This is a genomic window from Pseudarthrobacter sp. NBSH8 (assembly GCF_014217545.1).
Classification (GTDB): Bacteria; Actinomycetota; Actinomycetes; order Actinomycetales; family Micrococcaceae; genus Arthrobacter.
Window position 1 is genome coordinate 860,544 of the sequence record NZ_CP043178.1, and the last position, 20,567, is coordinate 881,110.

Annotated in this window: 15 protein-coding genes; 6 read left to right on the forward strand and 9 right to left on the reverse strand. The window is 66.3% G+C overall.

All coding sequences use genetic code 11. The features are described from left to right. Nucleotides 1-31: 31 nt before the first annotated feature. From FYJ92_RS03965 to FYJ92_RS03975, 3 genes are all read right to left on the reverse strand, one after another. Entirely contained in the window at nt 32-1,552 is a 1,521-nt protein-coding gene (locus tag FYJ92_RS03965; RefSeq protein WP_185262697.1) for an HNH endonuclease signature motif containing protein, read from the reverse strand. A 167-nt stretch (nt 1,553-1,719) separates the two neighbouring features. Continuing rightward, on the reverse strand, nt 1,720-2,580 hold the full coding sequence (locus FYJ92_RS03970; protein WP_185262698.1) for an NAD-dependent epimerase/dehydratase family protein: 861 nt from the start codon (nt 2,578-2,580) through the stop codon (nt 1,720-1,722). 4 nt (nt 2,581-2,584) lie between these two features. Continuing rightward, nucleotides 2,585-3,499: an MSMEG_6728 family protein gene (locus FYJ92_RS03975; RefSeq protein WP_185262699.1), complete on the reverse strand. Its 915-nt coding sequence runs from the start codon at nt 3,497-3,499 to the stop codon at nt 2,585-2,587. A gap of 252 nt (nt 3,500-3,751) precedes the next feature. On the opposite strand from FYJ92_RS03975, the gene FYJ92_RS03980 reads away from it, so the two are divergent. Then, entirely contained in the window at nt 3,752-4,288 is a 537-nt protein-coding gene (locus FYJ92_RS03980) for a hypothetical protein (RefSeq protein ID WP_370526247.1), read from the forward strand. A gap of 196 nt (nt 4,289-4,484) precedes the next feature. Here FYJ92_RS03980 and FYJ92_RS03985 read toward each other — a convergent pair whose 3' ends face one another. Then, nucleotides 4,485-5,132 (reverse strand): transglycosylase family protein, encoded by a 648-nt coding sequence (locus FYJ92_RS03985; protein WP_185262701.1) that lies wholly within the window; start codon nt 5,130-5,132, stop codon nt 4,485-4,487. Nucleotides 5,133-5,349: 217 nt separating this feature from the next. Continuing rightward, the gene (locus tag FYJ92_RS03990) at nt 5,350-7,989 is read right to left on the reverse strand and encodes an excinuclease ABC subunit UvrA (RefSeq protein ID WP_185262702.1); all 2,640 of its coding nucleotides are present in this window, start codon (nt 7,987-7,989) and stop codon (nt 5,350-5,352) included. 48 nt (nt 7,990-8,037) lie between these two features. Between FYJ92_RS03990 and FYJ92_RS03995 the strand changes: the two genes are divergently transcribed. The 4 genes from FYJ92_RS03995 (at nt 8,038) to FYJ92_RS04010 (ending at nt 11,365) form a co-directional block, all read left to right on the forward strand. Further along, the gene (locus FYJ92_RS03995) at nt 8,038-9,144 is read left to right on the forward strand and encodes an adenosine deaminase (protein ID WP_255482296.1); all 1,107 of its coding nucleotides are present in this window, start codon (nt 8,038-8,040) and stop codon (nt 9,142-9,144) included. A gap of 240 nt (nt 9,145-9,384) precedes the next feature. Continuing rightward, a complete protein-coding gene (locus FYJ92_RS04000) occupies nt 9,385-10,308 on the forward strand; it encodes a glycosidase (protein WP_185262703.1) in 924 nt (307 codons plus the stop codon). Between the two features lie 161 nt (nt 10,309-10,469). Then, a complete protein-coding gene (locus FYJ92_RS04005) occupies nt 10,470-11,015 on the forward strand; it encodes a YceI family protein (protein WP_185262704.1) in 546 nt (181 codons plus the stop codon). Between the two features lie 5 nt (nt 11,016-11,020). Next, a complete protein-coding gene (locus FYJ92_RS04010) occupies nt 11,021-11,365 on the forward strand; it encodes an acylphosphatase (protein WP_185262705.1) in 345 nt (114 codons plus the stop codon). Here the strand turns inward: FYJ92_RS04010 and FYJ92_RS04015 are convergent. From FYJ92_RS04015 to FYJ92_RS04025, 3 genes are all read right to left on the reverse strand, one after another. Then, nucleotides 11,352-12,557: an MFS transporter gene (locus tag FYJ92_RS04015; protein WP_185262706.1), complete on the reverse strand. Its 1,206-nt coding sequence runs from the start codon at nt 12,555-12,557 to the stop codon at nt 11,352-11,354. The genes FYJ92_RS04010 and FYJ92_RS04015 overlap by 14 nt on opposite strands. A gap of 19 nt (nt 12,558-12,576) precedes the next feature. Next, a complete protein-coding gene (locus FYJ92_RS04020) occupies nt 12,577-16,350 on the reverse strand; it encodes a TM0106 family RecB-like putative nuclease (protein WP_185263660.1) in 3,774 nt (1,257 codons plus the stop codon). A gap of 158 nt (nt 16,351-16,508) precedes the next feature. After that, on the reverse strand, nt 16,509-17,705 hold the full coding sequence (locus FYJ92_RS04025) for a TerC family protein (protein WP_185262707.1): 1,197 nt from the start codon (nt 17,703-17,705) through the stop codon (nt 16,509-16,511). 137 nt (nt 17,706-17,842) lie between these two features. Between FYJ92_RS04025 and FYJ92_RS04030 the strand changes: the two genes are divergently transcribed. After that, nucleotides 17,843-20,170 carry an FdhF/YdeP family oxidoreductase gene (locus FYJ92_RS04030; protein WP_185262708.1) on the forward strand — a complete coding sequence of 776 codons (2,328 nt, stop codon included), beginning with the start codon at nt 17,843-17,845 and terminating at the stop codon, nt 20,168-20,170. A gap of 62 nt (nt 20,171-20,232) precedes the next feature. On the opposite strand, the gene FYJ92_RS04035 is transcribed toward FYJ92_RS04030, so the two are convergent. Further along, nucleotides 20,233-20,559: a DUF6457 domain-containing protein gene (locus tag FYJ92_RS04035; protein ID WP_185262709.1), complete on the reverse strand. Its 327-nt coding sequence runs from the start codon at nt 20,557-20,559 to the stop codon at nt 20,233-20,235. Between the last annotated feature and the right edge of the window lie 8 nt (nt 20,560-20,567).

Genomic DNA, 20,567 nt, shown 5'->3' on the forward strand with positions numbered 1-20,567 from the left:
AGGGCATTGCACTGCGAGGCCACGATCCAGCTCACGGTGGACTCTCTGCGGGGATCGCTGGGTCAGGATGCTTGGCCACAGCGTTGGGCCCTTTGCCGGCTGTATGTTCGGATATTGCCTTAAGGTGCTCTGGCCAGTGTGGTGGTTCCCAGTCGGGTTGTTCGCTGGTGTAGTGCCGTCCGGTGGGTGATGTCCAGCCGGACGGTTCGTTCTTGGTAGCCGCAGTGGGTGTCCAGGCTGTGGTGTGGCGGAGTCTGTGGTGTTTGTGGCAGGGCTGGCCGAGATTGCTGATCCCGGTACTGCCTCCCTTAGCCCATGCCAGGATGTGGTCTGCTTCGTTGTCGAGGGAGTGGTTGCTGCAGCCGGGGAACGGGCACTTCCCGTCGCGCAGTCTGAGCCATTGGCGTTGGGCTGTTGTGAGCCGGTAGCTGGTCCGCCCGATCTCCAGCGGTGCACCGTCCCGGGGATCGGTCAGGACGCGGTGGAAGGACTCCGCGCCGTCGGCGATCAGTTGGCGGGCCATGGACGGCGGGATGGGCCCGTATCCGTCGAGCATGGCCGGTTCATCCGTGAGGCCCAACAGCGCAAACACCGGCACGGTGACGAGGACCTGCGCCCGCGGCGACGGAACACCAACACCCACAGCGATGCCACCGGTCTCGTGGTGGCTCGTTTCGCCGGTCGCGTCGCCGCTGTTTTCCCGACCCTCATCACCGGTTCCGGCGCCGGCGGTGGTGTTGGCGCCGAGGAGCCAGGTGGCAACGGTGTCTGCGCGGAGTTGGCTGAGGGTGCGGTCTTCATGGGGGCCTTGGAGGGCCCGGGCTGCGGTGGTGGTACGGTCCCAGATCCCGGCAGCCTGGACGGCGGGGAGGTAGGCGGAGAGCCAGGCCATCCCGTCGCGGTCCGGGGCGTACTCCACCCGACGGTCCTGGACCCCACGTAGGTGGCGTTGTTCGATGCTGACCGGGTGGTGGCGTTCCCGCCAGGTGCGGGCCTTGTGCCGGAACCGGCCGGGGATGAGCTCACCGGCCGGGCCATGTGCCGGGTTCATTGCGTGGGGGTCCAGGAAATGTGCCTCCAACGCCTGCGCTCCCGCGGGGTTTAGGTTCATGGTTTCGTCGACCATGATCCTCGCGTGCTGCCATGAAATCTGCCCGGCCTGCAACGCCGAGAACGTCAACGGCAGGGCCGTGGTCAGCGCGTGCGCCTCAGCGAGCAGAGCACTGGCGGAGCGTTCGCTGACCGTCAGAGCACAGGCGACTTCAGCGATCACGGCCATCTCCTGGCCCCTGTGGTCCTGCGGCGACTCAGCCGGGCCCGCCAGAGCCTCGGCAGCGGCGGCGTACACGGCGGCCGCATGCACCTTCAGGGCAGCCATCGTCGCCTCCCCGCAGGCGACGGCGGCCAAGGTCTTCAGGGCAACATCAGCCCTACGGCGAAGCGGATCAGCACACGCAGCGGAGCCTTCGGAAGCTTCACGGAGCACTGCAGCAAGCTCACCGAAAGACACCGAAAGGGCCTCCGCCGTCGCCACAGCTGCTCTGCTATCCATACCCAAATCATCCCCGGAGGGTCCGACAAAAGCGGTGAGGCTCAATGGCTATGTGGATAACCTTGCGACTAGGAAAACGTCGAAGCGACTATCGGTGCCTCATGTTGGGTTGCGGCAATTGAGGGCCTCAAATGTCCCCTCGCGAAATGTCCCCTCGCGCCCGGAGGCTAGGGGTGTCGGACTCCTGCGCGCGCCAGGACTGCCCGGTAACCTTCCCGGAACGTTGGGTAGGTGAACTCGAGCCCGGTCCCGCGGAGCAGCGCATTGCTACAGCGTTTGTTGCCCCCGCGGGCCTCGCCTGCCGGACCGACTGGCGGTTCCGGATAGCCCATTTCGGCGGCAAGGAACCGCAGCACATCCCCAAGTTCAGCGGGAGAGTTGTCCACACCGACATATACCGGCGCAGGCATAGCTTCCATGCAGGCCAGGCGGACCATCGCAGCAGCGGCGTCGTCCCGGTGGATCCGGTTGGTAAAGCGCGGCTCGTCGGGGACCACGGCATTCCCGCCGCGGACCTGATCAATCAAACGGGTCCGGCCCGGACCGTAGATCCCGCCAAGCCGCAGCACAACGGGCGAGGTGCCCGTGCCGCGCAACCGCGAAACCAGGAGTTCCTCCGCTTCGAGGAGGATGCGTCCCGAGAAACTGCCGGCTGCCGCCGTCGTACTCTCATCAACCCAGCCACCGGCGGCGTCCCCGTAAACAGCGGTGGAGGACACAAAAAGTACCCGGCGTGGCGTCACGCCGTCGCGCTCCAAGGCGTCCAGGACGTGCGTCAGCCCGTCCACATAGGCGGCCCGGTAGGCCGCTTCCGTGGGTGAGTCGGCCGCTACGGCCACGACCACGGCCGTGGTGTCCGCCGGGACAGTGGGCAGGTCCGTGGAGCCCAGGTCCGCCGCTACACCTTCGATCGCAGAAGGCAGTTTCTCGGGCGAACGGCGCCAGCCCACCACCCGGTGTCCGGCCGCGGCGAAGCGCAGGCCCGCTTCGGTGCCCAGGTCGCCGCAGCCGGCCATGAGGATGGTCACGGACTCAGGGAGCGGGAACCGGGAAGAACACCCGGGGGTCCTGCAGGAGTGCCGGGTAATCGAACGCGGCCCGGTCGATTACCTCGGTGACGCTGAACGTGCGGCCGAACCGGCCGTCGTCGAGCGTGATGGGACGGCCCAGCACCTGCCCGACGGCGAACTTGGTGCCGTCCTCAAATGAAACGGCAACGGTGGTCTTGCCGGGGAGGGTGGCGAACGCTTCCTCCTGAGCCTGGCGCTTGCGGGTGGGCTTCTTCACGAGCTGCTTGGGCGGCAGCTTGCGCGGCTGCTTGGACGGGCGGCGGGAGCCGTCGTCGACGTATACGGGGGAATAGCCATCCTCTGGTGCGGCGGGTGCAGCAGCGCCGCCGCGGCGGATCGGAGGCAGGGCCACGGTATCCAGCGTCTGCGGATCGATTTCTGTGTGCGGGTCGCGGAGGATCCAGAGGATGTCGCCCTCGGGTTCTGCCGGGTAGAACTCGTGCTTGGGCTCAGGCCAAATGAAGTCCAGGTCCAGGTCGGCGTCAGGAAACACCGTCTTGTAGAACTTCGGTTCCTTGCGGAGCAGCTTCGCGCGGTGGCTCAGGTGGAAATCAGGATTTCCGAGCCACTCCGGCAACGGGATCCTGGCCGCGTAGTCCGGGTGGGCTGCCTGGGGCGCGAACTCGGTGATGTTGGCGCGGGTATTGTCCTCATGGCCGCGGGAGGTCCATTCGTCCACCATCGCCAGGCCGTACATGGTGAGCGCCGGAACGTGGCCCATCCACATGCGGACGGCGGGGTGGTCCAGCCAGCCGTACTCGGGAATCACCAGAGCCCGCAGGGTCTGCAGCGCCTCAACACGCTGCTTGCCAAGCCTGGCGGTGTCCAGTGCTGCGGCACTCTGCCGGAAATCGGGATACGGAAGGAAGGTTTGCATCCCTTCAGTCTGACGGCATGCGGCGGATGTGCCAATTGCAGTGCCCGGCGCCACACGCGCAGGATCCGGTGGCGGGGTCCCTCAATCACAACAGCGCCATAAATAGTTCACATAGTGGACCGATACATACAACGGGTAACGCTAACCACTAGGATCACCGAAACGCCCCACCGTCCCGGAAGCCCCCCAATGACAATTTCTCCTGTTGCGACCACCGGTTCAACGCAGTTGTTTGTGCCCAAGTTCGGGCAGATGCTGGATCCGGAGGCCAAGGGCATCCTGGTCCTTGATGAATTTACCCTCGACCCGGCTGCTGCGCGGACCGAGCAGCACGGTTTTCGTGCCGCCATGGCCGCCGTTGCCCTGACCATTCGCCGGATCGTTGCTCTGCGGATCGTGATTGCGCTCGTGGCCATCGGCAACCTGCCTCTGTTCCTGATGTCCAGCGGCTGGTGGATCTACGCCGTTTCCCTCGCCCTGGTGGTTGGTGTACACCTTGCCGTCTCCTGGCTCAACAAGCACGAGCCCAAAGTGCGCCAGCGCCAGATGCTGGAACTTCACCTGCACCGCGAGAAGAGTGCCAACTACCGCAAGGTCCGCGACGCTGTGAAGTACATAATCGACACCCCCAGCCGCATGAACGAGCAGCTCTACCTCGAACTGCTGGCGGCCAAGCGTGTGGCACTGAACCTCGCCCACGGCACGGTGGCCCTGCTGGACACCACGGACGACGCCGCGTGGAAGGTCCGCATCATCCGCGAGATTCCGGCCGCCAAGGCAGCAGCCTAAGCGAGCAGGACCGCGGACAGCCGGGCGGGAATCAGGCGCCTGCCCGCCATTCAGAACACAACGGACGACGCCGGAGCTCCCCAGCGAGGGGCGCTCCGGCGTCGTTGTTTCCCGGCGTTGTTGCTGCCGGGTTTTGTTGTTTCCGCGGACCGTCATTCTTGGGGAAAGGGGCGGTCCCCGCGGAAAGTGTTGAAGCTTAGGCGGGAAGCTGCAGGACCTGCCCGGAGAATACAAGGTCCGGGTTGGCAATGGTGTCCAGGTTGGCGTCCGCCAGGCTCTGCCAGCCGCCCTCAACGCCCAGCTTGTCGGCGACCGTACTCAGGGTGTCGCCGGGCTCGAGCGTGTAGGTCTCGCCGCTCAGTTCCACGCGCGCGGCGTGCTGCGGAGCGGTCACGGCATCCGTCGCGGCTGGCAGGGCTGGTGCCTGCTCCACGGGTGTCTGGACCGGCACGCTCTGGACTGGCACGCTCTGGGGGGTCACCGCCGTCGTGCCCCTTCCGCCGCTCAGGCCAAGCTCCGCGGCGCAGGACGGCCACGCTCCCCAGCCCTGCGATGCCTGGACCTGTTCGGCAACTGCGATCTGCTGTTCACGGCTGGCATCGGCCGCGGAACCGGTGCCGCCGTAGGCAGCCCATGTGGTGGCGCTGAACTGCAGGCCGCCGGAGTAGCCGTTGCCGGTATTTGTGGCCCAGTTTCCGCCGCTCTCACACTGCGCCAGGGAATCCCAGGTTGCGCCGTCGGTGGCCGCGTTGGCTGCCGTGACTGAGAGTGCAAGGCCTGCCGCGGAAATGGCGGCGACGGCTACTCCACGGCGTGCGGCAGTACGAATGGTGGTGTTGTTCATGGTGTGATGCTCCTGAAGGCCACCAGCGCTCGGTCCGTCCCCGGAGGTTATTGCGCCACTGCCCGCCCCTGACGATATAGAGGTCAATTTTCGGTGTCTGCCGGCCGGGCAGTTCTGGTGGAGGCAGCACCGGGCATTCATGTCGCCCGAAGAACGGGCTTGCATTTCACGCTAGGACATCGCCGGCCCGTTATCAAACCGAGATGATTTCTGGTGGTCAGCTGGTGACCGGCTGGGGAAGCGCGGCGGCCAGGTAGGGCGCGGTGCGGCTGGCGGTGGAACCCGCGACGTCGGCGGCGGTGCCGGTGGCGACAATCCGGCCGCCGGCGTCCCCGCCGGAGGGGCCAAGGTCAATGACCCAGTCCGCCCCCGCCACAACGGCCATTTCGTGCTCGACCACCACCACGGTGTTGCCGCTGTCCACCAGGCCGTGGAGCTGGGCCATCAGGAGTTCGACGTCGGCGGGGTGGAGCCCGGTGGTGGGCTCGTCCAGGAGGTACAAAGTATGTCCCCGCTGGGCTCGCTGAAGCTCGGTGGCCAGCTTAATGCGCTGGGCCTCGCCGCCGGAAAGCTCCGTGGCGGGCTGGCCCAGCCGGAGGTAGCCCAGGCCCACATCCCCGAGGCTCTTCAGGCTGCGGGCGGCGGCCGGAATGTCGGCCAGGAACGCGGTGGCCGCATCCACCGTCAGGCGCAGCACCTCCGCCACATTCTTGCCCCGGTACGTCACCTCCAGGGTCTCGGGGTTGTATCGGGACCCGTCGCACTCAGGGCAAGGCCCGTAGCTGCCCGGGAGGAAGAGCAGCTCAACCGCCACAAAGCCTTCGCCCTGGCAGGTTTCGCAGCGGCCTCCGGCCACGTTGAACGAGAACCGCCCGGCGCCGAACCCGCGTGCCCTCGCCTGCTCCGTCGCCGCGAATTCCTTGCGCACCGCGTCGAACAGGCCGGTGTAGGTGGCGAGGTTGGAGCGGGGGGTTCGCCCGATGGGTTTCTGGTCCACAGTGACCAGCCTGTCGATCCGTTCCGTGCCGCTGACCGGCCCCACGGACAACGCCGCGGCCGGACCCGCATCATCAGGTTCGGACAGCTGCGGGGCCTGGTGATTCTTCAGCCCGGATCCCACGACTTCCCCTAGGACATGCGTCACCAGGGTGGACTTGCCGGAGCCGGACACCCCTGTGACTGCGGTCAGAACGCCCAGCGGGAACCGCGCATCCAGGTCCTTGAGGTTGTGCCGGGTAATCCCGGCGAGTTCCAGCCAGCCGTCCGGCTCCCGGGCGCCGCCGGCATGTGGTGCGGTGCCCGCGCGAGGTGCCGTGGTGCCTGCATGTGGCGCGGTGCCTGCACGAGGTGCCGTGCCGCCGTCGGAAGCTCCTCGGGGCCCTCCGTTGCCGCGCGCCACGCCCTCGTTGAACAGGAAGGGCCGCGTGACTGAAGCCTCGATGGCCGCGAGCCCGGCAACCGGCCCGCTGTAAAGCACCTCGCCGCCGCCTTCTCCGGCGCGGGGACCAACGTCCACCAGCCAGTCGGCCCGGCGGACCACGTCCATGTTGTGCTCCACCACAAACACCGAGTTGCCGGAAGCCTTGAGCTGGTCCAGGACCGCCAGGAGCGGTTCGGCATCGGCCGGATGGAGGCCGGCGGACGGTTCGTCGAGCACGTAGATCACGCCAAACAGTCCAGACCTGAGCTGGGTGGCGATCCGGAGCCGCTGCATCTCGCCAGGGGAGAGAGTGGGGGTGACGCGGCCCAGCGCCAGGTATCCGAGGCCCAGATCCAGGAGCACGGTGATGCGCTGCAGGAGATCGGCGGTGATGGCCACTGCCACCTCGTTTTCCTCGCCGGAGGACTGCCGGCGTGACGCGGTACCGGCTTCCTTGAGCCCGGCGGTGGGGCGGATGATTTCGGCGAGCTCCGCCATCGGCGTGGCGTTGAGGTCGGCGATATTGCGGCCGCCGAAAGAGACCGCGAGGGCTTCGGGCCGGAGCCCGGTGCCGCCGCAGCGCGGACACGGGCCGGACTCCATAAACGCCAGGACGCGCTCGCGCATGGAGGCGCTCTGGGAGTCCGCCAGGGTGTGCAGGACGTAGCTTTTGGCGCTCCAGAAGCGACCCTTGTATGGCTTGGCCACGCGATCCCGCTCGGGCGTGACTTCCACGACGGGCTGCTCGTCCGTGAACAGGATCCAGTCGCGCTGCTTCCTGGGCAGCTTCCGCCAGGGCACGTTCACGTCGTAGCCCAGGTGGCTGAGGATGTCGCGGAGGTTCTTGCCCTGCCAGGCGCCGGGCCACGCCGCGATGGCCCCTTCCCGGATGGTCAGGTTGGAGTCCGGGACCAGGGATTCCTCGCTGACGGTGTGCGCCACCCCTAGCCCGTGGCATTCAGGGCAGGCGCCGGCCGCGGTGTTCGGCGAAAACGCGTCGGAGTCCAGTTGCTCGGCACCGGCCGGGTAAGTGCCCGCCCGGGAAAACAGCATGCGGAGCGAATTGGAGAGCGTGGTCACCGTGCCCACGGTGGAGCGGCTGCTGGGGGCGCCGCGGCGCTGTTGAAGTGCGACGGCGGGTGGCAGCCCGGAGATCATCTCCACTTTGGGATTGTGGCCCTGCTGGATAAGGCGGCGTGCGTACGGGGCCACGGATTCGAAGTAGCGGCGCTGGGCTTCGGCGTAGATGGTGCCGAAAGCGAGGGAGGACTTTCCCGAGCCGGAGACCCCGGTAAAAGCCACAATGGAGTCGCGGGGCACATCCACGTCCACGTTCCGCAGGTTGTTCTCCCGCGCGCCCCGGACCCGGACGAAGCCGTCCGCCAGATGGCCAGAAGTGGGAAGGGAAACATCGTCAGCCGGTTTAAGGTTCCGCATCGATCCGACTCTAGCCGCGAACCGGCCGGCGGGCGATATCCTGACCCGATGGACAACAACCGGGACACCGCCGCCGATACGCTGCCACAGACGGGACCACCAGCCACGGAAGTGCCCGGGACGGAACTTCCAGGGACAGAACCTTCGGAGACGGACCTGCCGGAGACCGAAGCGGCGCAGCTCCTGCCCGTCGCGGAACTGCACCTGCACCTTGAGGGCACTCTGCAGCCGGAGCTGATCCTCGAACTGGCCGGGCGCAACGGCATCACCCTGCCGTACTCCGGCCTGGAAGAGCTCCGCGGACTGTACGAGTTCACTGACCTGCAGTCCTTCCTGAACCTGTACTACGCCAACATGGCAGTGCTGCAGACCGAACAGGACTTCGCCGACATGACCCGCGCCTACCTGGCCCGCGCCGCCGCTGCAGGGGTCCGGCACGCGGAGATCATGATGGACCCGCAGGCCCACCTCTCCCGCGGTGTCAGCCTTGAAACCTGCGTCAACGGCGTGGCGTCGGCCCTGGCCACCTCCCAGGAGGACTTCGGCATATCCACCCTCCTGATCGCCGCATTCCTGCGGGACCTGTCCGAGGAATCCGCGCTGGAAGTCCTGGACGGCCTGCTTGCCATGAACGCCCCCATCGCGGCCATCGGTCTGGATTCCGCCGAGGTGGGCAACCCGCCGGCAAAATTCGAGCGGCTGTTCGCCAAAGCCCGCGAAGCGGGCCTGCGGCTGACCGCCCACGCAGGCGAGGAGGGGCCGCCGTCGTACATCATCGACGCTCTGGACGTCCTCGGAGTGGAACGGATTGACCACGGCATCCGCTGCATGGAGGACCCCGAACTGGTGGAGCGGCTGGTGGCGGACCGGATTCCGCTGACGGTCTGCCCGCTCTCGAATGTCCGGCTGCGTGCCGTGGACACCCTGGCGGACCATCCGTTGCCGGCCATGCTCGCCGCCGGGCTCAACGTCTCCGTGAACTCGGACGATCCGGCGTACTTCGGTGGGTACGTGGACGACAACTTCTCCCAGCTGAAGGCCGTTTTTGACCTTTCAGACTTTGACAGGGCACGGTTGGCGGCCAATTCCATCCATTCGTCGTTCGCCTCCGAGGAGCGCAAAGCCGAGCTCCTGGACGAGCTGAACGCCGGCTAGCTCCGGTCCGCCCTGCTCGATACACTGGTGCGCGAGCGCGGCCGGAAAGAGTCCGGCGATACCCGGAATTTGTGCTCCAGGGTTGAGTAAACAGCCCCCTAGCCGAGACTCCTGCCTCACTTCTGCTGTAATCCGCGTCATAGTCGGTCACGACACGCAGAGTTAACCAATTCAAGTCGCGCGATTTAACAGGGTCTTGGCAGGATGCCTAGTGACAGATCGCATTATGCAAGGGGAAAAATGGCCAAGTCCATCGCAGATAACACCGACCTCCGACTCAAGACCGTGCTGCACGTGCTGACGGAAGGCGTCTGGTCCGGCGGTTCACTCAACGCTGGCGAGGTTCTGGCGGAAGCCACTGCGCGCGTGCCGTTCAGTGAACACGAGGCCACGCTGCTCAGCGGCGGCATCCCGCGTGGACACAAGACGCTCACCTCCGCCACGGCCAAGCTGGTCAAGGCCGGCTGGCTGGTCAAGGGCCGTTCCGGCTGGACCATCACCGATGACGGCATGCGCGCCACGGTGGCCTTCCCCGATGCGGATTCGTTCGCCACGGCGCTCGACGCCGGCACTCCGGTTCCTGCCGACGTCGCCATTCCGCCGGCCCCGGCACCTGCGCCGGCAGCGAAGGCGGCTCCCGCCAAAAAGGCCCCGGCGAAGCGGACTCCCGCCAAGAAGGCCCCGGCGAAGCGGACTCCCGCCAAGAAGGCCGCCGACGCCGTCGGGAAGGCCGCCAAGGCAATCGAAGACGCCATTGAGGACGCCGTGGAGCCTGTGGTCAAGGCCGTCCGCTCACGCAAGGCAGCACCCAAAACTGCGGCTAAGGCCGCGCCCAAGGCCGAAGCTCCAGCTGTGGAGACTTTCCCGCAGCCCGAGGCCGTAGCGGTTGCCGGCGACTTCAACACCATCCTGGGCGCGCCGGAGAACTGGGCCCCGCAGTACGACGAAGCCCAGCTGACGCTCGATGCCCTGGACCAGCTGTGGAAGATCAGCGCCGACCTGCCCGCTGGCTCTTACACCTTCAAAATCGCGCTGAACCGTTCGTGGGACGAGAACTACGGCGCATTCGGCACGTTCGATGGCCCCAACCACGAACTGCACCACGACGGCGGCACGGTCACCATCCGCTACGATCACCGCACTCGGGACATCACCATCAACTGACCGGACGCGCCCCTCCTCCCACCGAGTTTTTGGGCATGTAACCGCGTCTGCGGGCGGATTTTGGGTCAGTATCTGGACAAAAACTCCGGAGTGAAGCAGTGTGGAAACCGGCCGTCCTGGCCGGTTTCCACCCCACTGTTTCCCACCAAGGAGATGCGAAAGTGACCCTACCTTCAGGCCTTACCTCCGGCGTCTGGACCCTGGACATGTCGCACAGCGAGATCGGCTTCACTGTCCGGCACGCGGGCATCAGCAAGGTCCGCGGACGTTTCACGGACGCCTCGGCCGAAGCCCGCGTTGGTTCATCATTGGCAGAGGCTTCGCTTCACGCCACGGTCAAAACGGCCAGCTTCGATTCCGGCGACGCCAACCGCGACGGACACGTGAAGGGGGCGGACTTCTTCGATGTGGAGGAGTACCCCGAGATGACGTTCCGTGCCACCTCGGTAGAGGGCGACGGCGAGGATTACACGCTCACGGGCGATCTCACCATCCGCGGAATCACCAAGCCGGTGGAGCTGGAGGTTGAGTTCACCGGGGTAGCCGTGGACCCGTTTGGTGCCACTCGCGCAGGGTTCTCCGCGGAGTGCGAGATCAGCCGCAAGGAGTTCGGCCTGACCTGGAACGCTGCCCTGGAAGCCGGCGGCCTGCTGGTCAGCGACAAGGTAAAGATCAACGTCGAAGCGGCGCTGGTCAAGCAGTCCTGACAGCCATGGGCTTTTCCTGGCGCCGCGACGACTCTGGCCGGGATAACCCTGGCGGGGATATCCCCGGCCGGGAGTACGGCGACATCCGGCTCTCTGCCCGCGTCTTTGGCGTGGTGCAGGGGGTCGGGTTCCGTTTCTGGACGATGGGAAAAGCCGACGAGCTGGGGCTTAAGGGCGTGGTGAGGAACCTCGACGACGGCTCGGTGTCCATCGAGGCCGAAGGGCCGGAGCAGCAGGTCCACAAGCTCCTGGACTGGCTGAGATCGGAGAACGCCCCCGGCCGGGTGGAACGGGTGGAGGAGTCCATCTCCGCCGCCGACGGATCGTTCCGGGATTTCACGGCACGCTGACGCGCTCTTTTGGCCCCGGCGGGTAGGAGTGCCGCCGTCCCGTGAGGATCAGCGCAAACGCGACGACGGCGGGAATTGCAGCGGCGATCGGGACCAGGAGCGGCCCCGCAATGGTGAGGGCAGCGGCGCCGAACATCGCGCCGATCATGATCCCGATCTGGATGGTCAGTACCGTCAGTCCGTTGGCGGCGTCCCTGTACTCGCCCCCGGCCCGGAGGATGGCGGACTGGTTGTAAATCCCCATCGCGCCAATGCCTGTGCCCCAGACCAGCATCAGGACCAGCGTGACCGGCAGCGCCAGGGCCGGCACGACGCTTCCCACCAGCGGGAGCAGGGCCACGGAAATTACAACGCCGGCGACAGTGATCAGGAGCCAGCGCCGGGGCCGGGAGTCCACGGTGACGCCGGCGATCCAGATGCCCACCAGCCCGGCAACACCGAGGACACTGATGGACAGCGGGATGCTGAAGTCAGGCAGCCGGACCTCGCGCAGGAACGGCGCAATGTAGGTGAACAAGGCGAAGTGGGCCATAAGCATCAGCGGCCAGGCAACGGCGACAGTCTTCACTCCCGGCTGGCCGATCGCCTTGCGGATTGATGGGTGCGGAGCATCGGGGATACGCCGCACCGGGGGAAGCAGCCACACGGCAAGGAGCGCCAGCACCACCCCGGAGGCGGCCAGGACCAGGAACGCCGCGCGCCAGCCGACGATGTTGCCCAGGGCGGTGCCTACCGGGGCGCCGATGGCCAGTCCCAGGCTGTTGCCGCTGAAGACGATGGCCAGCGCCTTGCCCACTTTGTGGGCCGGGACGATCCGCGCCACAAACGGGGCCATGGCGGACCACAGCAGGCCGTGGGCAATGCCGCCCACCACCCGTGAACCCATGGCGGCACCGAAATCGGAGACGATGGCCACCAGTGCGTTGCTGGCCGCGAAGAACAGGATCAGCGCGATGAGCAGGTAGTGCCGGGGGACCCGCGCCAGCAGCAGAGACAACGGGATCACGGTGACCACGATGATGGCGGCGTAGCCCGCCGTCAGATACCCGGCAGTGGCCTCGGAGACCCGGAAGTCGCCGCTGATCTGGGGCAGCAGGCCGGAGGGCAGGAGTTCGGTGGTGATGGCGGTAAAGCCGATGGCGGCAAGGACGATCAGGGCGCCGACTGGCAACCTGTTGCTCTGGGAAGTCACTTCATGAACTTACCGTGATTCAGCGGTAAGAACACGGTTTCTCAGGGTGTTGCGCGGGCCGTGAGTACCAAGGGCCATGGACACCCGCGCCGAGGCCGATGAAGGCGCCGAGCTCTTCCAGTACCGCCGGTTTGGCCGGCATGTAGTTCGTGAGCTCGGGGGAGCGGATGATCACGGCACGCCACTGGCCCCGCGACACGGCCACGTTGATCCGGTTCCGGTTCAGCAGGAATTCGACCCCGCGCGGAGCTTCGGCAACGGCGGAGCAGGCCATGGACACCAGGACCACCGGCGCCTCCTGGCCCTGGAACTTGTCTACCGTGCCCACACGGACACCGGGTAGGCCGGCGTCATGCAGGGCCTGCCGGATCAGCTGGACCTGGGCGTTGTAGGCGGCCACCACAAGGATGTCCTCCGGGTTCAGTGGCCTGGCCGGTTTGTCGTCGCCCGGAAGCCATTTCAGCCCAATGTGCCGCTGGGCCTGACGGACCACCTCGGCAGCTTCTTCTGGGGAGGACTTAGTGTTCCCGCTGTGGTCCACAAAGACTGTTTCCACCCCGGCGGGCAGCTCCGCGAGGCTGCGGAGGGATGCCACCGGCGCAGCTTCCAGCTTTCCGTCGTAGCTGAGGACGGACACGGCCCGGCACAGGTCCGGGTGCATCCGCCAGCTGTCCGCCAGGAAATAGCCCAGTTCGCCGGGGAGCGTGGCGTGCCCGGCAGCAAGCCAGCCCAAGGCGGACTCGTCCACGGGCTCCGGGTGCGAGCCCTGCGTGACCTGAGGCAGCTGCTGCGGGTCACCGAGGAGCAGGAGGCGCTTGGCGGCGCGGGCCACGGCCAGTGTGTTGGCCAGCGAGAACTGGCCGGCCTCGTCGATGACCAACAGGTCCAAGGATCCTGCTGGCACGGACTTGCCCGTCATGGTCCACGCGGTGCCGCCCACCAGGCAGCCGCCGGGGGAACCCAGCAGCGCCGCGACGTCGTCGTCGGAGGTTCGGTGCCACAGCACCGGATGCGGGGCGGCCAGCTTCTTCGCCACCCGTGCCGGATCCACTCCGGCGGTTTCGATCGCTGTGCAGAGCATGTTCTCCACCACCGCGTGGGACTGCCCCACCACCCCGATCTTCCAGCCCTGTTCCACCAGCCGGGCAATGACGTGGGAGCCGACGTAGGTCTTGCCCGTGCCGGGAGGGCCCTGCACTGCAAGGTACGAATGATCGAGGTCCAGCAGCGTGGCGGTGATCGCCGTGACGTAGTCCGCTGCACCGGCGGCGTCCGTGCCGACGGCTGCGGGACCTGGCATCGAGTGGAAGCGCGGAGGCACCTTGCGCAGGATGTCGACGCCGGGATGTTCCGGAAGCGAGGGCACCGAGGCGCCAACACCCTGGGCCAGTTCGGCCAGGGCGGCCTCGATGCTGGCGGTGCGGATGGGCTGGTCCTCGGTGAGCGCCACCGGAATGTGCGGGTACGCGGGGACTTTCCCTGTTTCCCGTTCCTCGATGGTGATCATGGCCTGGCCGGCAACCCGCGGGTGGTCCTCCACCGCGGTCACGAGCGTGCCGAAGGTGAACCCGCGGCCCGTGGCGGTGCCCAGGGGATCCTCCAGGCCAGCGGGGACCGGCGCATTGTAGAGCCGGCACCAGGTGCTTCCGGGCTTGAACTCCGACCCTTCGCTCATGATCCCGGTCAGCCTCAGCCTGCGGGTACGCATCCGGGCCGTAGGCTTTGCGAGCTCCCAGTCCGTCAGTATTTCCGCGGTATCCACCACAAACACGTTGCGGTGCTCCGACCAGTGGTCGATCTCGGACTCGGTGCGGTCGAAGTGTTCCCACCAGAACTGCTTGCGCTCGCGGCGGTGGTAACCGGTGGCTGCGGCCACCATTGCGATGGCCCGTTCGTCGTTGGTCCAGGGCCGGTTGTCCGGCAGGCCGGCCAGATACTCCTGGAGGCGGCGCTCCTCGGGTGTTGGCTCGGGTTCCGGTAGCGGTGGCGAGGCCGCAACAGCGGACGATGACGACAACAACGCCGGCTGCCCGCCGTCGTCGGAAGTTCCGGTTGTCGCCGTGCGTGAGGCAGCCGTCCGTCGCAGACCCAGCAGCCAGTCGCGGAGGCGGAGGGTGGAGAGGCAGTCGTACTCGTTGTAGTCGGAGATGGAGGCCAGGATATGGGCGGCCGTGGCGGCGTCGTCGTCGTCCCGCGCAGCACAGTAACCGGCATATGCCACCACGGAGGCTCCGGCGTCCTTCACGTCCCCGGAGCGGAGGTTGTCTCCCATGTACAGGGGTTCAAGCTTCTTGATGGAGTAGGACGGCTCGGAGATCCGGAGCGAATGCCGGGCGGTGGCGTAGAGGTCCACAAGGAGGCCGTCGCGGAGCCAGTTGTCCACGATGTCCTCGCCTGCGAGGTGCGTGACGGACAGGTTCCGCAGCGCCGATTTCTCGTAGGCGGCGTAGTGGTAAACGTGCATGTCCGGGTACCTGGCGCGCCGCTCTTCCACATAGGCGAGGAAGTCCAGGAATGCCTGCCGCTCCTCGTTGCGCGAATGCGCCCAGAAGGGCCGGAAGACGGGTTTGTCATCCACGACAGGCGTGCCCGCTGCGTGGGCGTCCGCAGCGTCACCGTCAAACACCGGCGCCTCGATCACCCCGAACAGGTACTCCAGCCCCCATTTGCTGGTGGCGGGGTCCTGCCAGAGGGGATCGCCCTCGAAGTCGAAGAAGATGTCGCCGGGACTGGGCTCCGGAATCGCTGCCAAGGCATTCTCCGGCAGCACCTTGAACGTGACGGTGTGCTCCTCGCCGTCCTTGAAGTAGGTGCGGGAACCGTCCGGAACGTCCCGGCCCAGCTGCATACGGGCCTGGTCGCGGAGCCGGACCAGCGAGCCCGTGGCCTTGCCCGGCGGGAGATCGGCCAGCTCGTCGATGGTGGTGATGTGGTCGGTTATGAGTTTCCTCCGCCGGAGGGTGGTCATGCCGCCCACCAGCAGGAGGTCGCGGTGGGACCGGACCTGCTCGGCGCAGTAGTTGCACCGCCCGCAGTACGCGACGCCGGGCTGTTGCCACTGCACCGCTGAACCGGCCTCGCGGTGGGCGGCGGTCAGGGCGCGGAACCGGTCGCGGCGCTCGCGGAACACCGGCAGCAGGTCCGGCAGGGAGTGGTGGCTGCGGAGGTAGTCGCCGTCCACCACGGCGCCCAGCACCAGTGTGACCCGGGGCGAAGGCTCCAGTCCCATGCCGATGAGCTGGTCGCCGTAGGCGGCAAGCTGCAGGAGCGCGCCCACCTTGGCGTGCCGGGCGAGCTTGGTGTCCCAGACCTCGTAACGGCCAGGGTTTCCGGTTCCGGCGGCCTCGTTGACGATGAAGTCCGCGTAGCCCAGGAACTCGCCGTCGAAAAAGGTTGCCTGGAAAACGACGTCGGCCCCGGCACGGAGCGCGAGTTCCGTCTCAGCGTGCCGTGCCAGCAGCTCGCCTCGGATGTTCTCCCCGCGCTCGATCGAGTACACCCCGGCGCCGCGGCCGGCGTCCCAAGCGCCGTACTGCGCAATCAGGCCGGCCAGGACCTTGGCCTCGTGCTTGTCGCCGAGCGCCCCGGCGCGGCGCTGCATTTCGTCGTCGGGAAACTGCGCTTTGGGGGACCGGCCCAGTTTCTCGTCCAGGATGCGGAGTGTGCGGTATTCGCATTCGCTGGCGGCCACCAGGTCGCTAGCGGAAAACACCAGGTCCTGCGGCGCGCGGGGGCCGGAATCAGCGGAACTGGAATCCGCACTGCGGGGATCAACGCTGGCTGGATCGAGCAGAAACACGGGGTCTCCTCATTGATGTGCCTGGTGACTTGCCTGGCCGGTGGACGGTTCCCCTGGCGCTGGTTTGAATCTAGCAACAGCCACTGACAACGCGGGGTCACTTACGGCCCTTCACGGGCCTCTGGATGGGCGGTAAGTGACCCCGCGTTGCTTTAGGGGTTCGCTGCCCTGACCTGGGCCTCATCGTGCTCGGTGTGGGCCTTACGGAGAAGGTCCATGAATTCGGTTTCGTTGCGGATGAGCCTTCTGTACTTCTCCGGCAGGTTGCGGAGCTGGTCTTCCTCCCGGACCATCCGGGCGAACAGCTTGTCCCGCTCCGCCATGTCCGTTTCGAAGTTGAGGTCCAGGTATTCGGTGGCGTGCCGTTTGGCGCCGGACACCGCGTTTTTGGCCTTCCCCTTGGGGCTGAAGATCGAGGCCAGCACGGTGACAACCAGGACGCCCAGGATCACGGTCAGGGAAATATTGGTGCTGACCTCCACCACATTGACGGGCTCGCCGTCGTTGATGAACGGCAAGTTGTTCTCGTGCAGGGCATGCAGGATGAGCTTGACGCCGATGAAGCCGAGGATGGCGGCGAGGCCGTAGGCAAGGAAAATCAGCCGGTCCAGCAGCCCATCGATGAGGAAGAAGAGCTGGCGCAGGCCCATCAGCGAGAACGCCGTGGCCGTGAAGACTATGAAGACGTTCTGGGTGAGGCCGAAGATGGCGGGGATGGAGTCCAGCGCAAACAGGATGTCGGTGCCGCCGATGGCCACCATCACCAGGAGCATTGGGGTGAGGACGCGCTTGCCGTTCTCCATCGTGAACAGTTTGTCGCCGTCGTAATGTTCCGACGCCGGGAGGTACTTTTTGGCGAGCCGTACCACCAAGCCCTCGGAGTCGTCGTCGTGATTGTCCGGCTTGAGCAGGTTCCCTGCGGTGATCAGCAGGATCAGGCCGAAGATGTAGAACACCCACGCGAAGCTGTTGATCAGGGCGGCACCGAGGAAAATGAACGCGGTCCGGGCGATCAGCGAGAAGACGATGCCGAATAGCAGAACCTTCTGCTGGTCTGCGCGGGGGACCTTGAAGCTGGCCATGATGATGAGGAACACAAAGAGGTTGTCGACTGAGAGGGCCTTCTCCGTGACGTACCCGGCGAAGTATTCGGTGCCCATGGTGATGTCGCCGAACAGCAGCACCCCCAGGCCGAAGAGGAGGGCGATCCCCACATAGATGGAGGACCAGATGGCCGATTCCTTGAGTGTGGGCGTGTGGGCCTTCCGCACATGGAAGAAGAAATCGAAAGCCAGCAGGCCCACGATTCCCGCGATGGTCAGGGTCCAGACAAGGGGAGGGACGTCCATCTGTCCACCCTACCTAGGCGTTTGCCGTTAGTCCTTCTTGACTTGGATGAACCCCTCGATAGGGTGGACTGGGACCGTCGCACTGCAGAAAACCGGTGCGTTAACGGCGAGAGAGCTTGAACCAAGGAGAGTGCAACGTGGCACGCAAGAACCCGCGCGTGGAAGAGGCCAACGAGGCTGACATCGAGGTCAGCGGCCACCCGAAGACGTGGGCCGCCGGCGTCCCGGGTGTCTATCACTCGTTGGAGCCGGCCGTACAGCATATGGGGGCGGTCAGGACCGCGAAAACCCTGCTGGCACTGAACCAGAAGGATGGCTTCGACTGCATGAGCTGCGCCTGGCCGGACCCCGGGCACCGCAAGACATTTGAGTTCTGCGAAAACGGCGCGAAAGCTGTCACCTGGGAGGCCACCCCGGTGGTGATCGGCTCCGAATTCTGGGCCGAGAACTCTGTGAGTGAGCTGCGGCAGCGGTCCGAGTACTGGCTGGGGATGCAGGGACGCCTCACCGAGCCGGTGCACAAGCCCGCGGGCGAGGACCGCTACCGTCCCGTCAGCTGGGAGCAGGCCTTCACCATCGTCGCGGACAAGCTCAAGGGACTGCCGAGCCCGGACCAGGCCGCTTTCTACACCAGCGGCCGGACCTCCAACGAGGCCGCGTTCCTCTACCAGCTGTTTGTCCGCGCCTACGGGACCAACAACCTGCCGGACTGCTCCAACATGTGCCACGAGTCTTCGGGCTGGGCCATGGGCCAGACCATCGGCATCGGCAAGGCTACCGTCTCCGCCGACGACTACGCCAAAGCGGACCTGATCATCGTCATGGGCCAGAACCCGGGCACCAACCACCCCCGGATGCTGACCGCTCTGGAGGAGGCCAAGGAGGCCGGTGCCAGCATTGTTGCCGTGAATCCGCTACCGGAAGCGGGCCTGATGCGGTACAAGAACCCGCAGAAGGTCAAGGGGATCATTGGCCGCGGCACGGAGATCGCCGATCAGTTCCTACAGGTCCGCATCGGTGGAGACATGGCCCTGCTCCAGGCAGTTTCCAAGCGGGTCCTCGACGCCGAGGCCGCGAATCCGGGGACCGTGCTGGACCACGCATTCCTCGCCGAACACTGCCAAGGTCTGGAGGAGCTCCGCGAGCACCTTTCCCAGCTGGACGAAGCTGCCGTATTGGAGGCTACCGGGCTGCGGACCGAGGAAATCGACGAACTGGCGGACCGCTATCTGAGGGCGGAGAAGGTGATCATCACCTGGGCCATGGGTATCACCCAACAAAAGAAGGGTGTGGCCGCCATCAAGGAGATCATCAACCTCCTGCTGCTCCGTGGCAACATCGGCAAGCCCGGCGCAGGCGCGTCGCCCATCCGCGGGCACAGTAACGTCCAGGGCGACCGCACCATGGGCATCTGGGAGCAGATGCCGCCGGCCTTTATGGACGCGCTGGGCAAGGAGTTCAGGTTTGAACCGCCCCGTGAGCACGGTATCGACGCCGTGGAAACCATCAGGCAAATGCGCGACGGCGGCATCAAGGTTTTCGTGGCCATGGGCGGGAACTTCGTGGGCGCCATTTCGGACACCCACGCCGCTTTCGCGGCGATGGAAAACACCGAACTGTCGGTCCAGATTTCCACCAAACTCAATCGTTCGCACACCGTCACCGGGGCCGAGGCGCTGATCCTGCCCACGATGGGCCGCACGGAGATTGATATGCAGGAATCCGGTCCGCAGTTTGTGTCCGTGGAGGACACCGTCTGCGCGGTCCATGCCTCGCACGGAACAGTTAAACCGGTGGCGCCGGGCCTGCTGTCCGAGGTTGCCATCGTCAGCAGGCTGGCGCAAAAGGTGGTGGGTGACTCGGTGCAGGCGGACTGGGCCGGGTTCGAGAAGAACTACGACCTCATCCGGGACCACATCTCGCACGTGGTCAGCGGCTGCGAGGACTACAACAGGAAGATCCGGCAGGACGGCGGCTTTGTGCTGCCGAACGGGCCACGGGATTCGCGGACGTTCACCACCCCTACCGGCAAGGCCATGCTCACGGTCAACGATCTCGAACATGTGGAACGGCCGGCCGGAACGCTGATCCTGCAGAGCATGCGCTCGCACGATCAGTTCAACACCACCATCTACGGCAACAACGACCGCTACCGGGGCATCAAGAAGGGCCGTGAAGTGGTGTTTGTCAGCCCCGGGGACCTCGCCGAACTGGGGCTCAGCGACGGGCAGCACGTGGACATCCACGGCGTGTACCAGGACAACGTGGAGCGCGTGCTGCGCAACTTCCGGGTGGTCTCGTACCCCACGGCGGCCGGCTGCGCGGCGGCCTACTACCCCGAGGCCAACGTGCTGGTGCCGCTGGAAAGCGTGGCCGAGGGCAGCCAGACGCCGGCGTCCAAGGCCGTGATCGTCAGGCTGGAGCCCGTGGCCGTGCTGGTAGGTGAACCGACCGCCGCGGGATAGCGGCTGTCGGTGGTTGAGGCGGCAGAATCGAGCCCGAACCGCTGATGGAGATCCGGGACCGGCTACTGACCGGTGTCTGCCCAGCCCCCAGCCGCGGGGCCGCCGTCGTGCCCGTCCTCGCACAGCCGGAAGGCGACGTCGGCCGCTTGGGTGACTGCCGCCGTCGACTCTGCCTTGGACCCGGCGCCGTTTCCGGCGGCGAGCCCGGCGGCGTAGCCCACCAGGAACGTGGTGACCGGGGCGGCCGCATGGATCACCGAGCCGGCGGACTTTCTGGCCAGGTCAAGCAGGAGTTCCTGATCCACGGCCAGGTCCAGGATCTGCAGTGCCTGGGCCAGCCGGTGGGTCCATTGCTCCAGGGCCTGGGCTTCGTTCTCGTCAACAGCCATGTTCGCTC